Raw genomic sequence first — 18,790 nt, forward strand, 5'->3', positions numbered from 1 at the left:
GTATAGTTCAGCACATGCTGACTATTGCTTCACGCCTCGACGTCATGAACCGGCTCGGCCGGGCCATGGCGGATCCGACGCGCTCCAGAATCCTGCTGACCCTACTCGACGGCCCGAGCTACCCAGCCGTGCTTTCGCGCGACCTGGACCTGACCCGCTCGAACGTCTCGAACCACCTGACCTGCTTGCGTGACTGCGGCATCGTCGTCGCCGAGCCGGAGGGCCGCAAGACACGCTACGAAATCGCCGATCCGCACCTCGCGACAGCGCTCAACGCGTTAGTGAACGCGACGTTGGCTGTCGACGAAAACGCCCCGTGCATCGACCCTGAGTGCTCGGTGCCTGGCTGCGACGGAAAAGGAGCGGACGCATGAGTTCAGCATGTGGATGCGAACACGAACCAGCCACGGAGATCGATGATCTCGATCGGCCATGGTGGAAGGACCCCGAGTTGCTACTGCCGATCTTCTCCGGCATAGCCCTCGGCATAGGCCTGGCGCTGGACTGGTCCGGGCTCGAGACACCCGCGACAGTACTGTTCTGGGTCGGCCTGCTGCTAGGGGCATATACGTTCGCGCCCGGCGCGATCCGAAACCTTGTCACGAAGCGCAAGCTCGGCATTGGTTTGCTGATGACGATCAGCGCGGTCGGCGCGGTGATCCTCGGTTACGTCGGGGAGGCCGCGGCGCTAGCGTTCCTGTACTCGATCGCCGAGGCACTGGAAGACAAGGCGATGGACCGGGCCCAGGGCGGACTGCGGGCACTGTTGAAGCTGGTACCGCAAACCGCGACGGTGCTGCGCGACGGCACGTCGGTTGAGGTCGCAGCGAAGGACCTCGTGGCTGGCGAGCTGATGCTCGTGCGCCCCGGAGAGCGGATTGCCACGGATGGCATCATTCGGTCTGGGCGCTCCAGCCTTGACACCTCAGCGATCACCGGAGAATCCATTCCGGAGGAGGTTGCGCCCGGCGACGAGGTGCCCGCGGGAGCAATCAACTCCGCCGGCGTGCTGGAGGTCGAGACGACCGCAGCTGGAACGGACAACTCGCTGACCACACTCGTGGACCTGGTCGAGCAGGCGCAGGCGGAAAAGGGCGACCGCGCCCGGATCGCCGACCGGATTGCCCAACCCCTAGTGCCCGGGGTGATGATCCTGGCGGTGCTGGTCGGCATGATTGGCTCGCTGCTGGGCGACCCCGAGACGTGGATCACCCGCGCGTTGGTGGTCCTGGTCGCAGCATCGCCGTGTGCGCTGGCAATCTCCGTGCCGCTGACGGTCGTGGCCGCGATCGGCGCGGCCAGCCAGTTCGGCGTGGTCATCAAATCCGGCGCGGCGTTCGAGCGACTCGGCGGCATCCGTCACCTGGCGGTGGACAAGACCGGAACCCTTACCCGCAACCAGCCCGAGGTTACCGACGTGGTCCCGGCAGACGGATTCGATCGGGCTCAGGTGCTTGCTTTCGCGGCGGCAGTTGAGCAGCAATCGACGCACCCCCTCGCCGCTGCGATCGCGGCAGCGGGGCCCGAAGCGCCCGCTGCCTTGGACATCAGCGAGGAAGCCGGGCATGGCATCGGCGGCACCGTCGAAGGTCGACGGGTACTTGTGGGCAGTCCCCGGTGGATCGACGCCGGGCCACTGAAGGCAGACGTTGAGCGCATGGAGTCCGAGGGTCAAACCTGCGTCCTTGTCACCGTCGATGACGCGCTCTCCGGGGCGATCGGGGTCCGCGACGAACTGCGGCCCGAGGTGCCCGAAGCTGTGCAGACCCTACACGCCAACGGCGTGGAAGTGAGCATGCTCACCGGCGACAACACTCGCACCGCCCGGGCGCTGGCTGAAATCGCCGGAATCGACGACGTGCGCGCCGAGCTGCGTCCAGAGGACAAGGCAAGCATCGTCGCCGAGCTCTCCGCCAAGACGCCGACGGCGATGATCGGCGACGGCATCAACGACGCGCCGGCATTGGCGGGCGCGACGGTGGGCATCGCGATGGGGGCAACCGGTTCTGACGCCGCGATCGAGTCCGCTGACGTCGCCTTCACCGGCCACGACCTCCGGCTGATCCCGCAGGCGCTGCAGCACGCCCGCCGAGGCAGCAGGATTATTAACCAGAACATCGTGCTGTCTCTGGCCATCATCATCGTGTTGATGCCGCTGGCGATTAGCGGCGTGCTGGGTCTGGCCGCCGTCGTATTGGTTCACGAGGTCGCTGAAGTTATCGTGATCTTGAACGGCCTGCGGGCCGCGCGAGCGAAGCGCTGAGACACACCTTCGCCCAGCGCGCTGACTCTCCAGCGCGGATCTTGGAAGGATCGAGCTGCTCAGGGACCAAGCGTCGCCTCAAAACTTTTGAAGCCGAGCTTCATCGACACGACCCGCGACTACCTGGGCAGTGTATTTGGCAAAGGGCCCGACACCCATCAGGGTTGCCGAGCCGTCGCCGGTCCAGTTGCCGTAACCAACTAGATGGAGATTCTTCATCGCGGTTTCACGGCCACGCATGAGGTGGCGGAATGGGCCGAGGGCCGGACGGAAACCAGTGCACCAGATTAGATGGTCGTGGTCGAGCTCGTTCAAGCTATCGAAGATGGAGGTAGCGGTGAGCTGGCCGGCGTCGCGGAGCTCACGTAGATGAGGAAGCGCGAGAATGTCCCCGAGGTTCGGGCCGGAATCGCCACCGAGAATCCGGCGGCGGCTGCCCGCGTTAAACGTTGAACTTGAATTCGACGGTATGTCGTTGCAAAGTTACCCCCTCTCGTTAACACCATCAAAAGGAGTGTTATCCAATGAAAGCGTTCGGCTTCTTAAGCTTCGGGCATTACGCCTTCGGCAGCTAGTGCGGGCCATCTGCGGAAAAGATCGCCAAGACTCGTCTGGAGATCACCCAGGCTGCGGACGAAATCGGCGTGAACAACGCGTCCTTCCGAGTCCACCACTTCGCGCTGCAGGCCTCCGCCCCGATGCCGCTGCTGTGTGCTATCGCGGCCACCACCAAAATCATCGAGGTGGGCACCGGCGGCATCGACATGCGCTAGCACATATCGGGGTTGTAGCGTTTGAGTCATTGACTCCCGCCGTCTACAAGTACCTACACACTTGATCGGTGCTGCACGTTTCAGGATCCGGGTGCGCGGCGTCCTGGCTAAGGTCCGCGATAGTGTCGCGCAGCACGGAGAGCTGCGTGATCTGCTGCTCGATCTCAGCGAGGCGCACGTCAAGCAGGTCGCGCACGTGCTCGCAGGGCGCATGGCCGCCGTCGCGGATGTCGAGGATCTGGCGGATCTGGGCGAGGGTGAGGCCCGCGGCCTGGCCGCGGTGGATGAAGTCGATCCGAGCGACCGTCTCGGGCGCGTAGTCGCGGTATCCGGACGGCGTGCGCTCGGTCGGGGGCAGAAGGCCCTGTTCCTCGTAGAAGCGAAGGGTCTTCGCGGTAGTGCCTGCCCTCTCGGCGAGTTCTCCGATCCACATTGCTGTCTCCCTCCGTGGCCGCGCTTGACCTTCCCCTGCACTGGAAGGTCCAGTATGGCTGAGACAGAGCAGAAAGCCAAGAGTTGACAGGAGTAGCGATGCCTACGAAGTACGATCTCGCCATCATCGGATCGGGAGGCGGCGCGTTCGCCGCTGCGATCCGCGCCAGCACGCTCGGGAAGTCGGTGGTGATGATCGAGCGCGGGACGCTCGGCGGCACCTGCGTGAACACGGGCTGCGTCCCGTCGAAGGCGCTCATTGCCGCGGCCGGCGCGCGGCACGTCGCGGTCGACGCCGCAACCCGGTTCCCCGGGATCGCGACGACGGCGGATCCCGTCGACATGCCCGCGCTGATCGCTGGGAAGCAAGCGTTGGTGGAGTCGCTGCGCGGCGAGAAGTACGCCGACGTCGCCGACTCCTACGGCTGGCAGGTCCTCCGCGGCGACGCCTCGTTCGTGGGCACCCCTGATGCGCCGGTTCTCGATGTTGCCGGATCCGACGGAAGCGTCGAGACCATCGAGGCCCACCACTACCTGGTCGCGACTGGTTCTCGCCCGTGGGCACCGCCGATCGACGGCCTGGAGGAGACCGGATACCTGACCTCGACCACGGCGATGGAGCTGACGGAGGTCCCCGAGTCGCTGCTGGTGCTCGGCGGCGGCTACGTCGCCCTGGAGCAGGCGCAGCTGTTCGCCCGCCTCGGCTCGCAGGTCACGCTGCTCGTGCGGTCCCGGCTCGCCTCGAAGGAGGAGCCGGAGGTGTCGAAGGCGCTCCAGGAGGTGTTCGCCGACGAGGGCATCCGCGTCGTCAGCCGCGCAGTGCCCACCCGGGTCTCCCGCGGCACGGGAGGCGAGGCCGTCGTGACCGCCGCCTTGTCCGGCGGCTCGCAGGAGTTCCGCGCCGACCAGGTCCTGGTCGCCCTCGGACGCCGTCCCGTCACCGATGGCCTGAACCTCGATGCGGTCGGGGTGAATACCGGAGACTCCGGCGAGGTGGTCGTCTCCGACCGGCTGCAGTCCTCGAACCCGCGGGTCTGGGCCGCGGGCGACGTGACCGGGCACCCCGAGTTCGTCTACGTCGCCGCCCACCACGGCACCCTCGTCGCCGAGAACGCGTTCGCCGACGCCGACCGGTCCGTCGACTACGCCCGCCTGCCGCGGGTGACGTTCACCGGGCCCGCGATCGGCGCGGTCGGGATGACCGAGAAGGACGTCCTCGCCGCGGGGATCCGCTGCGACTGCCGCGTCCTGCCCCTGCACCACGTGCCCCGCGCCTTGGTGAACCGCGACACCCGCGGGTTCATCAAGATCGTCGTGAACGCCGAGACGAAAGAGATCCTCGGCCTGACCGCCGTCGCCAAGGACGCCGGGGAGCTCGCCGCCGCAGGCGTCCACGTGCTCGGCAGGACCGTCGCCGAGGTCGCCAACGCCTGGGCCCCCTACCTGACCATGGCCGAGGGCATCCGGATCGCCGCGAAGGCCTTCACCACCGACCCGTCGCTGCTGTCGTGCTGCGCATGAACGGCAACGCAGGCAATCGGGGAGATCTCATCCTGAAGCAGACGATGAGCGCCGATCAGGACCGCGACGAATGGCGCGCCGGTCCCGTCGTCGCTGCAGTGACCGGGCTGCTCTTGCTGGCATGCTGCGCGCTTCCGTCGCTGCTCTGCTGCGGCCTGCCGTTCATCGCGGCGGGCGGAGCACTCGCAGGCGTCGGTGGGCTCCTCGGTAATCCCTGGATCATCGGTGCCGGGACCGCCGTCGTGATGGCCGTCATGGCGGGGATGCTCGTCAGGCTACGGCGGCGGCACCGGCGCCGCAGGTCCGGCTGCTGCGAAAATCCTTCGACCACTGATCGGAACCGGTAGTTCGAGCGGATCCAGCGATCACTGCCACCTGCGGAGGCCGCTAAAATCGAAGCCCGACGGGAGAAGGAGGAGCAAAAAGCGTTCGAATCAACCGGTGACGAGGATAATACTGAGGCTGGATCCCGGCCGTCGCGACGCGGTCTCCACTTCCGCCGAGACGAGAAAGGGTTGTGGGCACCTAGGCTGGGCGGCATGAACGACATGACCATAGCGCCCGGCCCGGGGATCCCCGACGGTGCGGTCATCGCCGCCGCCGATCTCGCGGAGCGTTTCGCGGAATCGTCGACTCCAGGCAGCCAGGGCGTCAACACGACGGACGGCAAAGCTCAGCTTTCCATCAATGTCGCCGAATGCGCATCGCTTACCGACGCCCAGCGTCACCGTGTCTCGCACAACCTCGAGCACCGCCTAGACGGCTCCGTCTTTACCGTGACTGCGTCGACTCAGCGGTCTGTGTTTCGCTCCTGGTCCTCTCGCTTGCACCTGCTACACAGCCTCGTGCCCCCGGGCCGTAGCGTTCGGGGGAGCACAATAGCCCCAGTCCTCATCACGTCCCGGGATCAAAGAGTTCCTCGCAGAGGTTAAGCACTACACGTTGAACTTGAACTCGACCACGTTCCGTAGCCGAATAACCTCTTGACTGGCACTCCTCCAGCGGGAAGCATGAAGGCATGGATATCGAACGCATCGTCCCCAACCTCACGGTGGCAGACCTCCGCAGAAGCGTCGACGAACACGCTGCGGTCCTCGGTCTCGAGGTGGTCATGGATCACGGCTGGATCGTCACACTCGCCGATTCCAGAGGCTGTCAGCTGAATCTCCTCGCGAAAGATGCCACAGCCCGCGAGAATCCCGATGTCTCAGTCTTCGTCAGCGATGTCGAAGCCGCCTACGGTCGCGCTGTCGAGGCAGGTTGCGAGATCGTGCACCCTCTCACGACCGAAGAGTGGGGCGTAACGCGCTTCTTCTACCGCGACGGATCAGGCAACGTCATCAATGTCGGCATGCATTCTCACTGAGCATCGTCGTCGTACGAAGGCGACTAATCGTAGTCACGCGACGCGCAACGCAGTGATCGCGGCAACCTGCGGATGGACTTTAAATCAGCGCCCCAGATCCCCTGCCACACAGCGCTGATCACCAGCCTCGTCCGCACGCTCCTGCCCGGGGTGGCCACCGAGGTCGCCCTAATTCGGTGGCCACCGATGGCTTCACCACCGAGGCCGATGTCGAGGCCTTCGACTGCCTCGGCACTACGGCCGTCTTTTGCGCTCCTCGAGGATCGCGAGACATGGGAGGGCAAGCATGCCCAGGACGACCGGGGTCTGACCACGCGCGGGAACGTGAGCGCCCCGGCTCAAGAACGTCCTCGGGCGGGCCGGTCTCAAGCCCCCGTCCGAGCTGGGCCGTCGCCGACGACACGTACAGGATACGCAGAGGGAGGACAGGCTTCTTGGGAAGCGCTGGAAGGCATCAAGTAGGCCGGCGAGCGCATCTCCGCATGGAGCACGCCCAAGCTTGCCGTCATTGGCTTCCCCAAGGACCCTCCCGGAGGCAGGCTGTGCCCCGCGCGGGCTCCCGGGGGACATGACGATCTTCCTCGACGGCACGCCCGAGCCTCACGCCGTCTTCCTCTACACCGACACAGGCCGTGTTACGGCTTTACCGAGACAGCAGCACCGCGCCGCCGCGCAGCAGTGCTTGCCATCAGCAACGCTGAACCGAGCACAGGAGCGCTGAGCTTGGCCTGCTAACAACCCCGTGCATCATCGCCGCGACAAGCAGTCCAGATGCCGCCGCACCAGCATCCGTGCCCGCGCGAGCGGCATCCGCTGAGGTTCCGCGGCTCGCGCGACGGCGATGCCGTCGAGAACAGCGAGGAGATGAGACGCCTCGTCTACCGGATTGAGCGTGGGGTACAGCTCAGCGATGACATCCGCGAGATACTCCTCCGTTCGGGACCACGCCACGGCGAAGGCATCGGCCACGGGCCCGGGCCGCGTCGCCTTCGCCGCGTACCAGAGCCACACGGTGGACGCCGTCGTATCGTCCCCGGTCCCCTCCGGTGGCGGCGACGCGTTCGCCAAGAGCTCGCAGAAGGCGACGAATGCCGCGAACGTTCCGCCCTCGACGAGAGCTCGGTGGGTGAGGGCATCAGCGCGTGCCGTGAACTGTTCCGTCACGCGCTCAGACGCCGCGACGAGCAGTGCATTCTTCGTCGCATAATGATGCTGAACCGCACCGATGGAGAGCCCGGCCTCCGACGCCACCTTGCGCACCGACAACCCATCCAAGCCATCCCGCACGAGGACGCGCACCGCCGCATCCACCACGAGCTGGGCGCCGACTGCCTGTGCACGTCGAACACGTCGACGATCGCTGCTAGCATCTACCATACGATCGTATTTTAGAGGAGGCTCGTATGAAGCGGTACCGCGTCGGCGCGATGGCCTGGGCGCTCAGCGCACTGGTGATTCCGATTCAGTTGTTCGTGGCGCTGGGCTGGCCAGATCGCTACTCGCTCTCTCGCAACACAATCAGCGATCTCGGTGTGACCACCTGCGGGGAGTACTCCGAACTCGGTCAGCAGATACGTCAGGTGTGCTCGCCGGAACACGCGGTCTTCAACATCGGCATGGTTGCATCCGGGGCTCTGGTCCTGCTCGGCGCGGTTGTCCTGCATGGATACTGGGCTCGGCTCGCCGGCCAGGCCGGAACCATCCTGATGGCGATCGCCGGAGCCTCGGTCATCGGCGTCGGCCTTCTCCCCTGGGACGTGTCGCCCGCAGCCCACGACGGCTTCGCCCTGCTTCAAGCCGCCGCGCAGTGGATCGCCATGGCGCTCATCGCCGTCGCCGCCGGGCCGGGCAGTTTCCGGAAGGTCACGGCCGCGGTCGTGATCCTCTCCGTCGCAAGCTTCATCATGTTCGTCGCAGCACTGGATGGGTACGAGATGCCTTGGATCGGGCTCGGCGGTGCCGAGCGGCTCTCCTTCGACTCGCTGACGCTCTGGACCGCGCTGACCGGCGTTGCGCTCATGAGGGCTCACAAGCCGTCCGCTTAGGTGCGGGAGCGGGCCTCTCTGCGACGGCCATGCGACAGCACTGCTGTCTCGATGTGTGGGCCCTCCGCTGAGAACCGGACATGAGCTTTCGGCTAAACGTTAAACTTAAACTCCACCACGTCGCCGTCGTGCATGATGTAGTCCTTGCCCTCCTGGCGGACCTTCCCCTTAGCCTTTGCCTCGGCAATCGAACCGGCCTCGACCAGATCACTGAAGGACACAATTTCAGCCTTAATGAAGCCACGCTCAAAGTCAGTGTGAATCACGCCGGCAGCCTGCGGGGCCGTAGCACCCTTCGGAATGGTCCAGGCGCGAGACTCCTTCGGGCCAGCGGTCAGGTAAGTCTGCAGACCAAGAGTGCGGAAACCAGCGCGAGCAAGCGAATGCAGACCCGGCTCGGTCTGGCCAATTTCAGCCAGGAGCTCATTGCGGGATTCCTCATCCAGCTCCAGAAGGTCCGACTCAGCCTTGGCGTCGAGGAACACACAGTCCGCCGGTTCCACAGCAGCGGCCAGATCCGCGCGGCGGTCCTCGTCGGCAAGCACTTCCTCGTCAGCGTTGAAGACGTAGAGGAACGGCTTTGCGGTGAGCAAGTGCAGCTCGCGCAGAGCGGAGAGCTTCACATCATCGGAAGCAGCGAAGAGAGTGCGCCCTTCTTCCAGTACGGCAAGAGCCTGCTTGACGGCTTCAACCTCACCGACCTTTTCCTTATCCTTCTTGGCTTCCTTTTCCAGACGCGGCAGCGCCTTCTCAATAGTCTGGATATCAGCCAGGATGAGCTCGGTTTCAATCACACCGATGTCAGAGGCCGGGTCAACCTTGCCGTCGACATGCACAACGTCATCATCATTGAAGACACGGACGACCTGACAGATAGCGTCAGCCTCGCGGATGTTGGCGAGGAACTTGTTACCTAGACCTTCGCCCTCCGATGCACCCTTGACGATGCCGGCGATGTCCACAAACGACACCGTAGCCGGAAGAATACGCTCGGAGCCGTAAATTTCGGCGAGCTTATTCAAACGGGGATCGGGAAGCTCCACAACGCCGACGTTCGGCTCGATGGTGGCGAACGGATAATTCGCAGCCAGCACATCGTTGCGTGTCAAGGCGTTAAACAGGGTTGACTTTCCGACATTGGGCAGACCGACGATTCCAAGTGTAAGACTCACATTGCTCATCTTACGGGCTCGGGGAGAAAGATTTGAACTCGCCCTAACTTCGTGAAGTTGCCCCCTATCCCCTCCGAACCCCCATAATGAATACGTGAGCAATAAACCCAATGAAGGCGAAGAGTGGACTGCGCAGTCCGAAAAAGACGCTATCGATCACGTAATGGGATCGGAGCCTCTGCGTATAGAACAGTCTCTGTCTATCCCCTCCGACGCCCATAAGTCAGCGGCAACGCAACCGGATCTGCCGGAAGATGCTGAAAACCTCGATGAGCTTATGAGCGAAAATGACTCCGAGTCCATCGACCGCGCCGACGTCATTGGCGAGGGCGCCCGATGGTTCGCAGGTTGGTGCCTGCGTTTCCTCATCACCGCAGCGGCGCTGTATGTCAGCGCTATGATTCTGGGAAAGATTTGGGCTGGCGTTCTGCCGATTCTGCTGGCTCTGATTGTCTCCACGGTGCTGGCTCCGCCCGCCGTGTTCCTGATGAAACACCGCTGGCCCCGCGCACTCTCCGCACTGACGGTCATCCTAGGCGCGCTGGCGCTGCTTGGCGGCGTCGTCGCGTTCCTCGCACCGACTGTGCAGTCGCAGTTCCCAGAATTGCGTCGCCAGTTCACCGACGGCATTCAAGAAGTCCAGAACATCATTCAGGCACCGCCATTTAACGTCAAGGATGAACAAATCCTCGACGCTCTGGACCAGGGTTCCCAATGGCTCCAGGAGCGCTCCGGCGATATCGCCAACACAGTCTTCCAAGGCATCTCGGTGGTCTCTTCGGTCGCCGTAACCTTGATGGCAATGCTGGTGCTGACGTTCTTCTTCATCAAGGACGGCCAGGACTTCCTGCCATGGCTCCGCCGCCTGACCGGACGTCGCCTCGGCTGGCATCTCACGGAGGTACTCACCCGCTCCTGGAACACGCTGTCGGGCTACATCCGCACGCAGGCTATCGTTTCGCTTATCGACGCGGTCTTCATCGGTGCCGGTCTTGCGATTTTGAATGTGCCGCTGGCAATGGTCCTGGCCGTGGTGACTTTCTTCGCTGGCTTCATTCCTATTGTCGGCGCGTTCACCGCCGGCTTCATTGCGGTGGTTGTCGCACTTGTTGCCAACGGCCTGACCACAGCAATCTTTGTCTTGCTCATCATCATTGCCGTCCAGCAGATTGAGGGCAACATCCTCTCGCCGATTCTGCAGTCCAAGGCTATGGACCTGCACGCCGCAATCGTCCTGTTGGTGGTTCTGCTCGGTGGCGGTATCTTCGGCATCATCGGCGCTTTCCTGGCTGTGCCAGTCACTGCAGTCGTCGCGGTCTGGTTCCGCTACCTCGGCGACCTCACGGATTTGCGAACGGGTGACAAGACCGCAAAGGACATCGAGTTCGCCACGGATGCCGGATCAATCTCCGGCATTCAGATTGAAGCTGCCGGCCGTGCGATGCGCGACCGACTGGCTTCGTTCCGTCTGGGCAGTGATGACTCCGACAGCTCCGCGGAGAGCGCTGTGAAGGCAGATGCTCGCACCGCCGGTCAGGTTTCCTCCGATGCTGGCCCGACCAAGCAGGAAGAGGGAACGATGACCAAGGCCTTCCACAAGATCAGTGAAGTAGTCTCCGGGTCTTTCTCTAAGAAAAACAAGTAAGGCCAGATTCCAAGACACGGGCGAGCCTATATACAGGGCTTGCCCGTTTTTACCACTAATAACCGGTAGGATACGCATTCGTGTCGAACAGATCAGCAATACCCCGTAAAGGCAGTGGGAACAAACCCCTGCTTCCACGCGTGCCAATGTTTGTGCCGCCGTTGCTGATGCTTCTGGCCGGCGTTATTGGTTTGCTCTTTTCTGTTCCCAACGGGTCAATTGGCAAGCCCTACTTCATTGCTTTTGCCGTGGCAGCTGTGGCCGGAACACTGTTGGTGGTTCCTCGCGGTCTGGTAGTTACCGTCGCTCAAATCCCCATTTTGTTCGCGCTTGTCACCTTTTTCACAGCGTGGTTTACCGGTTCTCTAGCCGATCCCGAAAATGGTGGCGCGACCGCGACGACCTCTAAACGCGCTCGTTTGGTGACCTCCGCATATCCCATCATCCAGCAGTTCCCGTGGCTGCTGATCTTGATGATTATCTGTGTCATCATCGCAGTGTGGCGTTACCTCGAAATCACCCGCACCCAGGAGAAATCCCTCAACACCCAGCGCAAGGCCGCTAAACAACGCCAGCACCGTGACGAAGCCGCTGTCGAATCCAGCTCTCAGGTTCGCCGTCGTCTCGCCGAATCTGATCGCCGCGTAGCTTCTCGCTCTCAGGAACGTCCTGCTTCACGACGTCCCGCTGCGGACATTATCCGAGATGCCGAAGCTCGCCGCCAGGCGCGCCAGCAGGCTGCACGCTCTCGGCAGGGGACTTCTCGTTCTGGTGCCCGACCGGCAGCGAACGCCAACTCGGCATCGCGCAACGCCGAGCAACTGCGTGAGCGACCAGTTGACCGTTCTGGGGAGCGTGCCCAGCAGCGCTCGAATTTCGCACAGCGGGCTCAGCAGCCAACCTCCCGTTGGCAGTCTCGCCCGCATCCGGGGCAGGCACAGTTCACTCAGGATTCCGCTTCGTCGAACTCGACTAGACAGCAGCCTCGTCGTCCGATTGAAAGGCCAAACGCACCGCAGCGGCCAACGCCAGAGTTTCCCCGTCGTCAAGCTGAAGGAACGGCACGGATGTGGGGAGAGCAGTCTTCGCCGGAGTCTCCGTCCGAAAAGTCTCAACAGAGCCCCGCACGCCAAGTGGGCAACCACCGCCGCACCGAGGAGTGGCCACCGCGACAGCAGCGCCCTCGCCAGGAGCGGATAACCGGCCGCGATAGCAGGTCTCGTTACCGCAAGTAGCTCGGGCTTGCACTTTTACCGTCACAGTTGCCCACAGGCAAATTTAGCCTGTGGGCAACGTGCGTTTATTAGCAGGGTGATCCGCCCCATCGTGTAAGTGTTGATGTATGTCGAAATTGGAAACGTCGGCCGAGAAACCGGTTCAGGTTCGACGCCTGAACCAGTTAGTCAAGGACTACATTGAGCGCCTTGGACAAATTTGGGTCGAGGGGGAAATCGCCCAGATCAACTCCAAGCCGAGTTGGAAGCTCTCCTACATCACTCTGCGTGACACCTCCGCGGAGTTTTCGGTGTCGGTGACTTGTTCTACTGCGGCACTGCGTAATAATCCGTTGCGCAACGGCGACCGCGTAGTGGTTTTGGGCAAGCCTGCGTTTTATGCCGGGCGGGGGCAGTTTTCCCTGTGGGCTACGGAGTGGAGGCCCGTAGGTTTGGGGCAACTATTGGCACGGCTGGAACAGCTGCGCCAGGCGCTAGCGGCGGAAGGCCTTTTTGATCCGCGGCTGAAACGCCCTCTGCCCTACCTCCCCAACAAGATCGGGTTGATTACCGGTCGCGGTTCGGCAGCTGAACGCGATGTGCTTTCGGTCGCGGGTGCCCGCTGGCCTGAGGTGGATTTCCGGGTAATCAACACAATTGTGCAGGGAGCCAAGGCTGTTCCGGAGATTATTGAGGCGCTGGCACAGCTCGACGCCGACCCGGAGGTCGATGTCATCATCGTCGCCCGTGGCGGTGGCAGTGTCGAAGATTTGCTGCCTTTTTCAGATGAGGCGCTGATTCGTGCGGTGAGTAAGGCGACCACACCGGTGGTTTCTGCGATCGGACACGAGCCGGATACTCCGCTGTTGGATTACGTCGCTGATTTACGTGCTGCCACACCTACGGATGCAGCGAAGAAAACAGTGCCCGATGCTGCTGAGGAACGCCGCCTAATTGCACAGCTGCGTGAGCGCTCCTCGGCGTCTCTGCGGCGATGGGTTGACCGTGAAGTAGCGACCCTGCGGGATTTGACGTCGCGGCCGGTACTGCGCGATCCGCTCACTCCCATCCGCGTGCGTGAAGAGTTTGTCACGGCGCAGGTGGATCGGCTGCGTTTTCTCATCCACCGCAGTCTGGAACGCGAGGAAGCAGTGGTATCGGGATTGCGCGGCAAGGTTTCAGCACTTGGCCCCTCTGCCACACTCGCTCGCGGCTATGCCATCGTGCAGGCACAATCGGCTGCTCAGCCAGAACCACAGATTGTGACCTCTATTACAGATGCTCCGATGGGTTCCCAGCTGCGAATTCGCGTCAGTGACGGTTCCATCTCTGCAGCGACGCTAGCTACGAAGCCGGCGAATTAATAAGCAATGACTTTTCCAACCTTGAAGCTTTAATTACTAGATGTGAAGGACGTATTCGCTAATGAATGACAATGTTTTCGGCGCGGGTCAGGCTCCCTCTTCGGAGGAACAGGTACCGGTTGAGAACCTGAGCTACGAGCAGGCGCGAGATGCGCTGGTCGAGACCGTCAAGCTCCTAGAACTCGGGCAGATGAGCCTGGATGAATCCCTGGCGCTGTGGGAGCGAGGCGAGGCGCTGGCCCGCCGCTGCGAGGAGCATTTGGCTGGCGCCCGGGCAAAGGTTGAAGCCGCCTTGGCCAGCAAGAATCAGGATGCCGCGGCTTCGGCCGAGAATGGGAGCGGTGAGGAATAAAAAGAGACGAGAAACGACCGTCAGTGCATATCGATTCTCGTCTCGTCGCCGATAGCTGAGTTCAGCTATTTTATGGCCCTAGTTGGGATTACCAATCCAGGCGAGTGCTCGACTCGGCCTACTTTGCTGGTGCCGACGGCGTCTCGGACGCAGTCTGCTGTGGCTGTGACGGATCCGGCATTGTCGCGTCCGGATCGATTGGCTCGGCCTTCTGCAAAGCCGCAGCCAACTGTGTGAACTCCTCGTCGTTGGCAGTGCCCTCGATAATTGCGCGGGAGTCACCGAGGTCCCCAACCCATACGCGACGCACGTTGTCCTCAGCCGGCACATACTTAGTCCAGGTTGTACCTTCCACGTCAGTGGTACCGTCGCGGAGACGATTCTTACCGTCCTCCGGCAGCTGACCTGCTTCCGCATCTGTTTGCGTGACCTGAATGAATGCTCCGCTAGCGGTGACATAGCCAATAATGGTCGTCTGCTTCCCCGCCGCCATACCCGCGCGGGTCGAGTTTGAAGTCCAGCCCTCAGGCACCTTCGGCAGGCGAACTGGATAGTCCACGCGCCGAGCCTCCATGTTCACGAATGGGGCGGCATCGACCTCGCGCACCGGACCGTTTTCCGGCTTCCCGGGGTTAAAACTGCACAGGCCGGTAAAGCCGATGGTGACAGCCACCGCAAGAAACATCACCACGAGGGTGAGAATCATGTCTCGACTGTCCTGCAAAATCCTAGGTTTCTCATTCGCCACGCGCTCAAGTATGCCAAAGGCCCCGCAACGAACCTAGTCATCAGTCGCATCCGCACAGCTGCGGCTAGCAATACTTGATGACGGACGCTGTCGACGTCGTCAAGCGAACTGACGCCGGAACAAACTTTTGATACCCGCATGATGTGGGGGTTTAGCCCTGAAGCTCCCCCCACTTTGGCGCTGCGTCCACCCCCGAACACGAAAAAGGTGGAACACTAGTAACAGATGCAATGGCGCTCAAAAGGTCGCGCCAAACATCGATAAATAGAAATTGTTGCAGCGCCAAACCCCAGTTTCCTGGCGTGGCGTCTCCCAGCACATTCTCAAACCTCAAAAGAGTTCCTAAAAAACGACGGAAGGGCCAGAAGTCAATGAACGCCTCGAATCCTGAAGCACCAGATCGCAACCTTGCGATGGAGCTCGTCCGAGTTACTGAGTCCGCTGCACTGGCAGCTGGTCAGTGGGTCGGTCGTGGTCAGAAGGAAAAGGGCGACGGCGCTGCCGTCGATGCCATGCGCCAGCTCATCAATACCGTGGCTATGAACGGTGTCGTTGTTATTGGCGAGGGCGAAAAGGACGAAGCTCCGATGCTGTTCAACGGCGAAAAGGTCGGCAACGGCGAAGGCCCGGCCGTCGACATCGCAGTTGACCCGATTGATGGCACCACCCTGATGGCAGAGGGTCGCCCGAACTCCATCGCTGTTCTTGCCGCTGCAGACCGCGGTTCCATGTACGACCCGTCGGCTGTGTTCTACATGGACAAGATTGCTGTTGGCCCAGAGGCTGCCGGCAAGATTGACATCGAGGCTCCGGTTGAGCACAACATTAAGGCCGTCGCTAAGGCCAAGGGTCTGCGTCCGGAAGATGTCACCGTTGTCGTGCTGGATCGCCCGCGCCACGCTGACATGATTCGTGACATCCGCGAAGCTGGCGCCAAGGTTCGCCTAATCGGCGACGGTGACGTTGCCGGCGCTGTTGCCGCAGCGCAGGACACCAACTCCGTCGATATCATGATGGGCGTCGGCGGCACCCCAGAAGGTGTCATCACCGCTTGCGCCATGAAGTGTATGGGCGGCGAGATTCAGGGCAAGCTGCACCCGCGCGATGAGGCGGAAATTAAGAAGGCGCTTGACGCTGGACACGATTTGTCTCGTATTCTGACCACCGAGGACCTGGTTGCATCCGACAACTGCTACTTCGTTGCCACCGGTGTCACCAACGGCGACATGCTGCGCGGCGTCGCTTACCGCGGTAACGGTGCATGGACCCGCTCGCTGGTTATGCGCTCCAAGTCCGGCACCATTCGCCGCATCGAGGCTTTCCACTCCCTGGAGAAGCTGCGTAAGTACGCCACCATCGACTACGGCTCCGGTGAGATGCCGAACATCGATCTGTAAGTAACTACCCCTTTAGTGGTGCCCTCAGGGCACCACTTTTTTATCAATCTGATTCATACTTGAAGGCGAATGCGCTAACGGTTCTGCGTCGCATGAAAATGACATGCATAATTGGCCGTTTTGCGCGCACTCAAGTTCCCCTAGCTGAAAGAGGCAACGAATGACAGAGCAGCAGTTCCGCATCGAGCACGACACCATGGGCGAGGTTAAGGTTCCGGTTAACGCCCTGTGGCGCGCACAGACTCAGCGTGCAGTTGAGAACTTCCCGATTTCCGGCCGTCCGCTGGAGTCTGCACAGATTCGCGCTATGGGTCTGCTGAAGGCAGCTTGCGCCATCGTCAACAAGGACCGCGGCCTGCTGTCTGCTGAGCAGGCAGATGCCATCGTCGCCGCTGCCAAGGAAATTGCTGAAGGCAAGCACGATGCTGAGTTCCCGATTGATGTCTTCCAGACCGGTTCGGGCACTTCCTCCAACATGAACACCAACGAAGTCATTGCATCCATCGCAAAGGCCAACGGCGTTGAGGTTCACCCGAATGACCACGTCAACATGGGCCAGTCTTCCAACGACACCTTCCCGACTGCTACTCACGTCGCAGCAACCGAGGCAGCTGTCAAGGACCTCATCCCGGGCCTGAAGGTTCTGCAGGAGTCCCTAGCTAAGAAGGCCAAGGAGTGGGAGACCGTTGTTAAGTCCGGCCGTACCCACCTGATGGATGCCGTCCCGGTGACCCTGGGTCAAGAGTTCTCCGGTTACGCTCGCCAGATTGAGGCTGGCATTGAGCGCATCGAGGCAACCCTGCCGCGCCTGGGCGAGCTGCCAATTGGTGGTACCGCTGTCGGCACTGGCCTGAACACCCCGGCGGACTTCGGCGCCAAGGTCACCGCTGAGCTCGTCGAGCTGACCGGCATCAAGGAGCTGCGCGAGGCTCGGAACCACTTCGAGGCTCAGGCTAACCGCGACGGCCTGGTTGAGTTCTCCGGCGCTATGCGCTCGGTTGCTGTCTCCCTGAACAAGATTGCAAACGACATTCGCTGGATGGGCTCCGGCCCGCTGACCGGCCTCGCTGAAATCCACCTGCCGGACCTGCAGCCGGGTTCCTCCATCATGCCGGGCAAGGTCAACCCGGTTCTGTGTGAGACCGCTACTCAGGTCGCAGCACAGGTCATGGGTAACGACGCCGCTGTCGCCTTCGCCGGCGCTAACGGTGCGTTCGAGCTGAACGTCTTCATCCCGGTCATGGCACGTAACGTGCTGGAGTCCGCTAAGCTGCTGGCGAACACCGCACGCGTCTTCGCTGAGAAGCTGGTTGACGGCATCGAGCCGAACATCGAGCGTATGAAGACTTTGGCTGAGTCCTCCCCGTCGATCGTCACCCCGCTGAACTCCGCCATCGGCTACGAGAACGCAGCTAAGGTCGCTAAGACCGCCCTGAAGGAAGGTAAGACCATCCGTCAGACTGTTATTGACATGGGCTTCGTCGACGGTGAGAAGCTGACCGAGGACGAGCTGGACAAGCGCCTGAACGTCCTCGACATGGCAAACACCGACCGCGACTAATCGCAGGTTTTCTGCCACGCTAACCGTGGCTAGCGAAACCTAGTCCCCTGCCAGTCTGTTGCCGCTTTTACGGCAACTTCCTGGGAGGGGATTTTTCATGTCCACTCGACGAATCCGCACTTTGCCGTACCGTGGCAGACATGAGCACCCGCTTGCCAGCCTTTGACAAAATCTTCCATCACACCGTCAATTTTCCGCGCGCTCGCGTCGCCGAGTGGTTCGCATGACCCGGCGCGGTCACGCGTCTCACTCCAGGGCTGATTCCGATGGCACCGAAGTCTGAGGCATCGTCGCTTGTCGACGGCACCACGGTGTTCTCCCTGCCCATAGGCGGCAGATGGGTTGCGCAGCATTAAGGTGCAGAATTCGAGCCGGGGAAACCGTTTGTCGATGTCGTAACCAACCAGCCCTTTGCTGCGCTTACTGGTTGGCGTCACACTCATCGCCTGGAAGATGCCATCAGTCTTACGGGGACTGCTCAGGCAACAGCACTGGTAGATACCGTGTCTACGAAGGTGCCAGTGCCGGGACTTAGGTCAATGTTTTCTTATCGCGCTACCAAAGTTGCCGGTGATCTTGGTGCCGTCGATAAGCTCTCTACCTACCTCGGGCATTCTCCGGAGCCGCTGACGGTGGCGATGACGGGGGCGTCGGGGACCGTCGGCACGCAGTTGCGTGCGCTGCTGATGACCGCGGGATACACGGTTGTGTCCTTGGTGCGCCACCCGGAGCAGACGCGGCCGGCGGGTGAGAACGGCAATGGTGATGGTGGAGCGCGGTTGTGGGATACGGCCCAGCCTGCGCATGACTTGCTCGATGGTGTCGATGCGGCGGTGTTGGCAAAGGTCGGCCATGAGTTCCGTTTCACTTCACTGCAGCGTGCGCTCGAGCACGAGCTTGTGAAAGAGCACTAGCGAGGGACTAGGGCAAGACTGAA

At 62.0% G+C, this 18,790-nt stretch carries 19 protein-coding genes and 2 pseudogenes; 16 read left to right on the forward strand and 5 right to left on the reverse strand.

Annotated features, from left to right (window positions below):
• Nucleotides 1-14: 14 nt before the first annotated feature.
• Both HMPREF2708_RS09570 and HMPREF2708_RS09575 read left to right on the forward strand, forming a co-directional pair.
• Nucleotides 15-374: a Cd(II)/Pb(II)-sensing metalloregulatory transcriptional regulator CmtR gene (locus HMPREF2708_RS09570; protein ID WP_005510636.1), complete on the forward strand. Its 360-nt coding sequence runs from the start codon at nucleotides 15-17 to the stop codon at nucleotides 372-374.
• On the forward strand, nucleotides 371-2,263 hold the full coding sequence (locus HMPREF2708_RS09575; RefSeq protein ID WP_070834063.1) for a heavy metal translocating P-type ATPase: 1,893 nt from the start codon (nucleotides 371-373) through the stop codon (nucleotides 2,261-2,263). The genes HMPREF2708_RS09570 and HMPREF2708_RS09575 overlap by 4 nt, the downstream gene beginning before the upstream one ends.
• Before the next feature lie 78 nt (nucleotides 2,264-2,341).
• Here the strand turns inward: HMPREF2708_RS09575 and HMPREF2708_RS09580 are convergent.
• Nucleotides 2,342-2,680, reverse strand: a pseudogene (locus tag HMPREF2708_RS09580) (pyridine nucleotide-disulfide oxidoreductase); the annotation flags it as partial.
• Nucleotides 2,681-2,787: 107 nt separating this feature from the next.
• Between HMPREF2708_RS09580 and HMPREF2708_RS11445 the strand changes: the two are divergent.
• A pseudogene (locus HMPREF2708_RS11445) lies at nucleotides 2,788-3,033 on the forward strand (alkane 1-monooxygenase); the annotation flags it as partial.
• A 46-nt stretch (nucleotides 3,034-3,079) separates the two neighbouring features.
• Here the strand turns inward: HMPREF2708_RS11445 and HMPREF2708_RS09590 are convergent.
• Nucleotides 3,080-3,469, reverse strand: coding sequence for a heavy metal-responsive transcriptional regulator (locus tag HMPREF2708_RS09590; protein WP_040361285.1), 390 nt, complete (start codon nucleotides 3,467-3,469; stop codon nucleotides 3,080-3,082).
• A gap of 98 nt (nucleotides 3,470-3,567) precedes the next feature.
• On the opposite strand from HMPREF2708_RS09590, the gene merA reads away from it, so the two are divergent.
• From merA to HMPREF2708_RS11045, 5 genes are all read left to right on the forward strand, one after another.
• Nucleotides 3,568-4,989: a mercury(II) reductase gene (gene merA, locus HMPREF2708_RS09595; RefSeq protein WP_034978272.1), complete on the forward strand. Its 1,422-nt coding sequence runs from the start codon at nucleotides 3,568-3,570 to the stop codon at nucleotides 4,987-4,989.
• Complete coding sequence (locus HMPREF2708_RS09600; RefSeq protein ID WP_005510697.1) at nucleotides 4,986-5,336, forward strand: hypothetical protein; 351 nt, start codon at nucleotides 4,986-4,988, stop codon at nucleotides 5,334-5,336. Before merA ends, HMPREF2708_RS09600 begins: the two co-directional genes overlap by 4 nt.
• Nucleotides 5,337-5,528: 192 nt before the next feature.
• A complete protein-coding gene (locus HMPREF2708_RS09605; RefSeq protein WP_040361288.1) occupies nucleotides 5,529-5,921 on the forward strand; it encodes a peptide chain release factor I in 393 nt (130 codons plus the stop codon).
• Nucleotides 5,922-6,007: 86 nt separating this feature from the next.
• Nucleotides 6,008-6,355, forward strand: coding sequence for a VOC family protein (locus HMPREF2708_RS09610; protein WP_070834064.1), 348 nt, complete (start codon nucleotides 6,008-6,010; stop codon nucleotides 6,353-6,355).
• Between the two features lie 568 nt (nucleotides 6,356-6,923).
• Nucleotides 6,924-7,076, forward strand: coding sequence for a hypothetical protein (locus HMPREF2708_RS11045; protein ID WP_168168112.1), 153 nt, complete (start codon nucleotides 6,924-6,926; stop codon nucleotides 7,074-7,076).
• A gap of 26 nt (nucleotides 7,077-7,102) precedes the next feature.
• Here the strand turns inward: HMPREF2708_RS11045 and HMPREF2708_RS09615 are convergent, their stop codons facing one another.
• Nucleotides 7,103-7,732, reverse strand: coding sequence for a TetR/AcrR family transcriptional regulator (locus HMPREF2708_RS09615; protein ID WP_083321929.1), 630 nt, complete (start codon nucleotides 7,730-7,732; stop codon nucleotides 7,103-7,105).
• A gap of 26 nt (nucleotides 7,733-7,758) precedes the next feature.
• On the opposite strand from HMPREF2708_RS09615, the gene HMPREF2708_RS09620 reads away from it, so the two are divergent.
• On the forward strand, nucleotides 7,759-8,400 hold the full coding sequence (locus HMPREF2708_RS09620; RefSeq protein ID WP_070834065.1) for a DUF998 domain-containing protein: 642 nt from the start codon (nucleotides 7,759-7,761) through the stop codon (nucleotides 8,398-8,400).
• Nucleotides 8,401-8,492: 92 nt separating this feature from the next.
• Here HMPREF2708_RS09620 and ychF read toward each other — a convergent pair whose 3' ends face one another.
• Nucleotides 8,493-9,572, reverse strand: coding sequence for a redox-regulated ATPase YchF (ychF, locus tag HMPREF2708_RS09625; protein WP_049189393.1), 1,080 nt, complete (start codon nucleotides 9,570-9,572; stop codon nucleotides 8,493-8,495).
• Nucleotides 9,573-9,666: 94 nt separating this feature from the next.
• Between ychF and HMPREF2708_RS09630 the strand changes: the two genes are divergently transcribed.
• The 4 genes from HMPREF2708_RS09630 (at nucleotide 9,667) to HMPREF2708_RS09645 (ending at nucleotide 14,147) form a co-directional block, all read left to right on the forward strand.
• On the forward strand, nucleotides 9,667-11,217 hold the full coding sequence (locus HMPREF2708_RS09630) for an AI-2E family transporter (RefSeq protein ID WP_070834066.1): 1,551 nt from the start codon (nucleotides 9,667-9,669) through the stop codon (nucleotides 11,215-11,217).
• Between the two features lie 146 nt (nucleotides 11,218-11,363).
• Nucleotides 11,364-12,452, forward strand: coding sequence for a DUF6542 domain-containing protein (locus HMPREF2708_RS09635; RefSeq protein ID WP_070834067.1), 1,089 nt, complete (start codon nucleotides 11,364-11,366; stop codon nucleotides 12,450-12,452).
• A gap of 107 nt (nucleotides 12,453-12,559) precedes the next feature.
• The gene (gene xseA / locus HMPREF2708_RS09640) at nucleotides 12,560-13,795 is read left to right on the forward strand and encodes an exodeoxyribonuclease VII large subunit (RefSeq protein WP_070834068.1); all 1,236 of its coding nucleotides are present in this window, start codon (nucleotides 12,560-12,562) and stop codon (nucleotides 13,793-13,795) included.
• A 61-nt stretch (nucleotides 13,796-13,856) separates the two neighbouring features.
• The gene (locus HMPREF2708_RS09645; protein WP_048733840.1) at nucleotides 13,857-14,147 is read left to right on the forward strand and encodes an exodeoxyribonuclease VII small subunit; all 291 of its coding nucleotides are present in this window, start codon (nucleotides 13,857-13,859) and stop codon (nucleotides 14,145-14,147) included.
• 118 nt (nucleotides 14,148-14,265) lie between these two features.
• Here the strand turns inward: HMPREF2708_RS09645 and HMPREF2708_RS09650 are convergent, their stop codons facing one another.
• Complete coding sequence (locus tag HMPREF2708_RS09650) at nucleotides 14,266-14,895, reverse strand: DUF4245 domain-containing protein (protein WP_083321930.1); 630 nt, start codon at nucleotides 14,893-14,895, stop codon at nucleotides 14,266-14,268.
• A 371-nt stretch (nucleotides 14,896-15,266) separates the two neighbouring features.
• Here HMPREF2708_RS09650 and glpX point away from each other — a divergent pair, with 371 nt between their 5' ends.
• From glpX to HMPREF2708_RS09665, 3 genes are all read left to right on the forward strand, one after another.
• Complete coding sequence (gene glpX / locus HMPREF2708_RS09655) at nucleotides 15,267-16,292, forward strand: class II fructose-bisphosphatase (RefSeq protein WP_070834070.1); 1,026 nt, start codon at nucleotides 15,267-15,269, stop codon at nucleotides 16,290-16,292.
• Between the two features lie 160 nt (nucleotides 16,293-16,452).
• Complete coding sequence (locus tag HMPREF2708_RS09660) at nucleotides 16,453-17,853, forward strand: class II fumarate hydratase (protein WP_070834071.1); 1,401 nt, start codon at nucleotides 16,453-16,455, stop codon at nucleotides 17,851-17,853.
• Nucleotides 17,854-18,392: 539 nt separating this feature from the next.
• Nucleotides 18,393-18,767: a Rossmann-fold NAD(P)-binding domain-containing protein gene (locus tag HMPREF2708_RS09665; protein ID WP_070834072.1), complete on the forward strand. Its 375-nt coding sequence runs from the start codon at nucleotides 18,393-18,395 to the stop codon at nucleotides 18,765-18,767.
• The last annotated feature ends 23 nt before the right edge of the window (nucleotides 18,768-18,790 follow it).

This window comes from Corynebacterium sp. HMSC073H12, from assembly GCF_001837775.1.
Taxonomy (GTDB): domain Bacteria; phylum Actinomycetota; class Actinomycetes; order Mycobacteriales; family Mycobacteriaceae; genus Corynebacterium; species Corynebacterium amycolatum.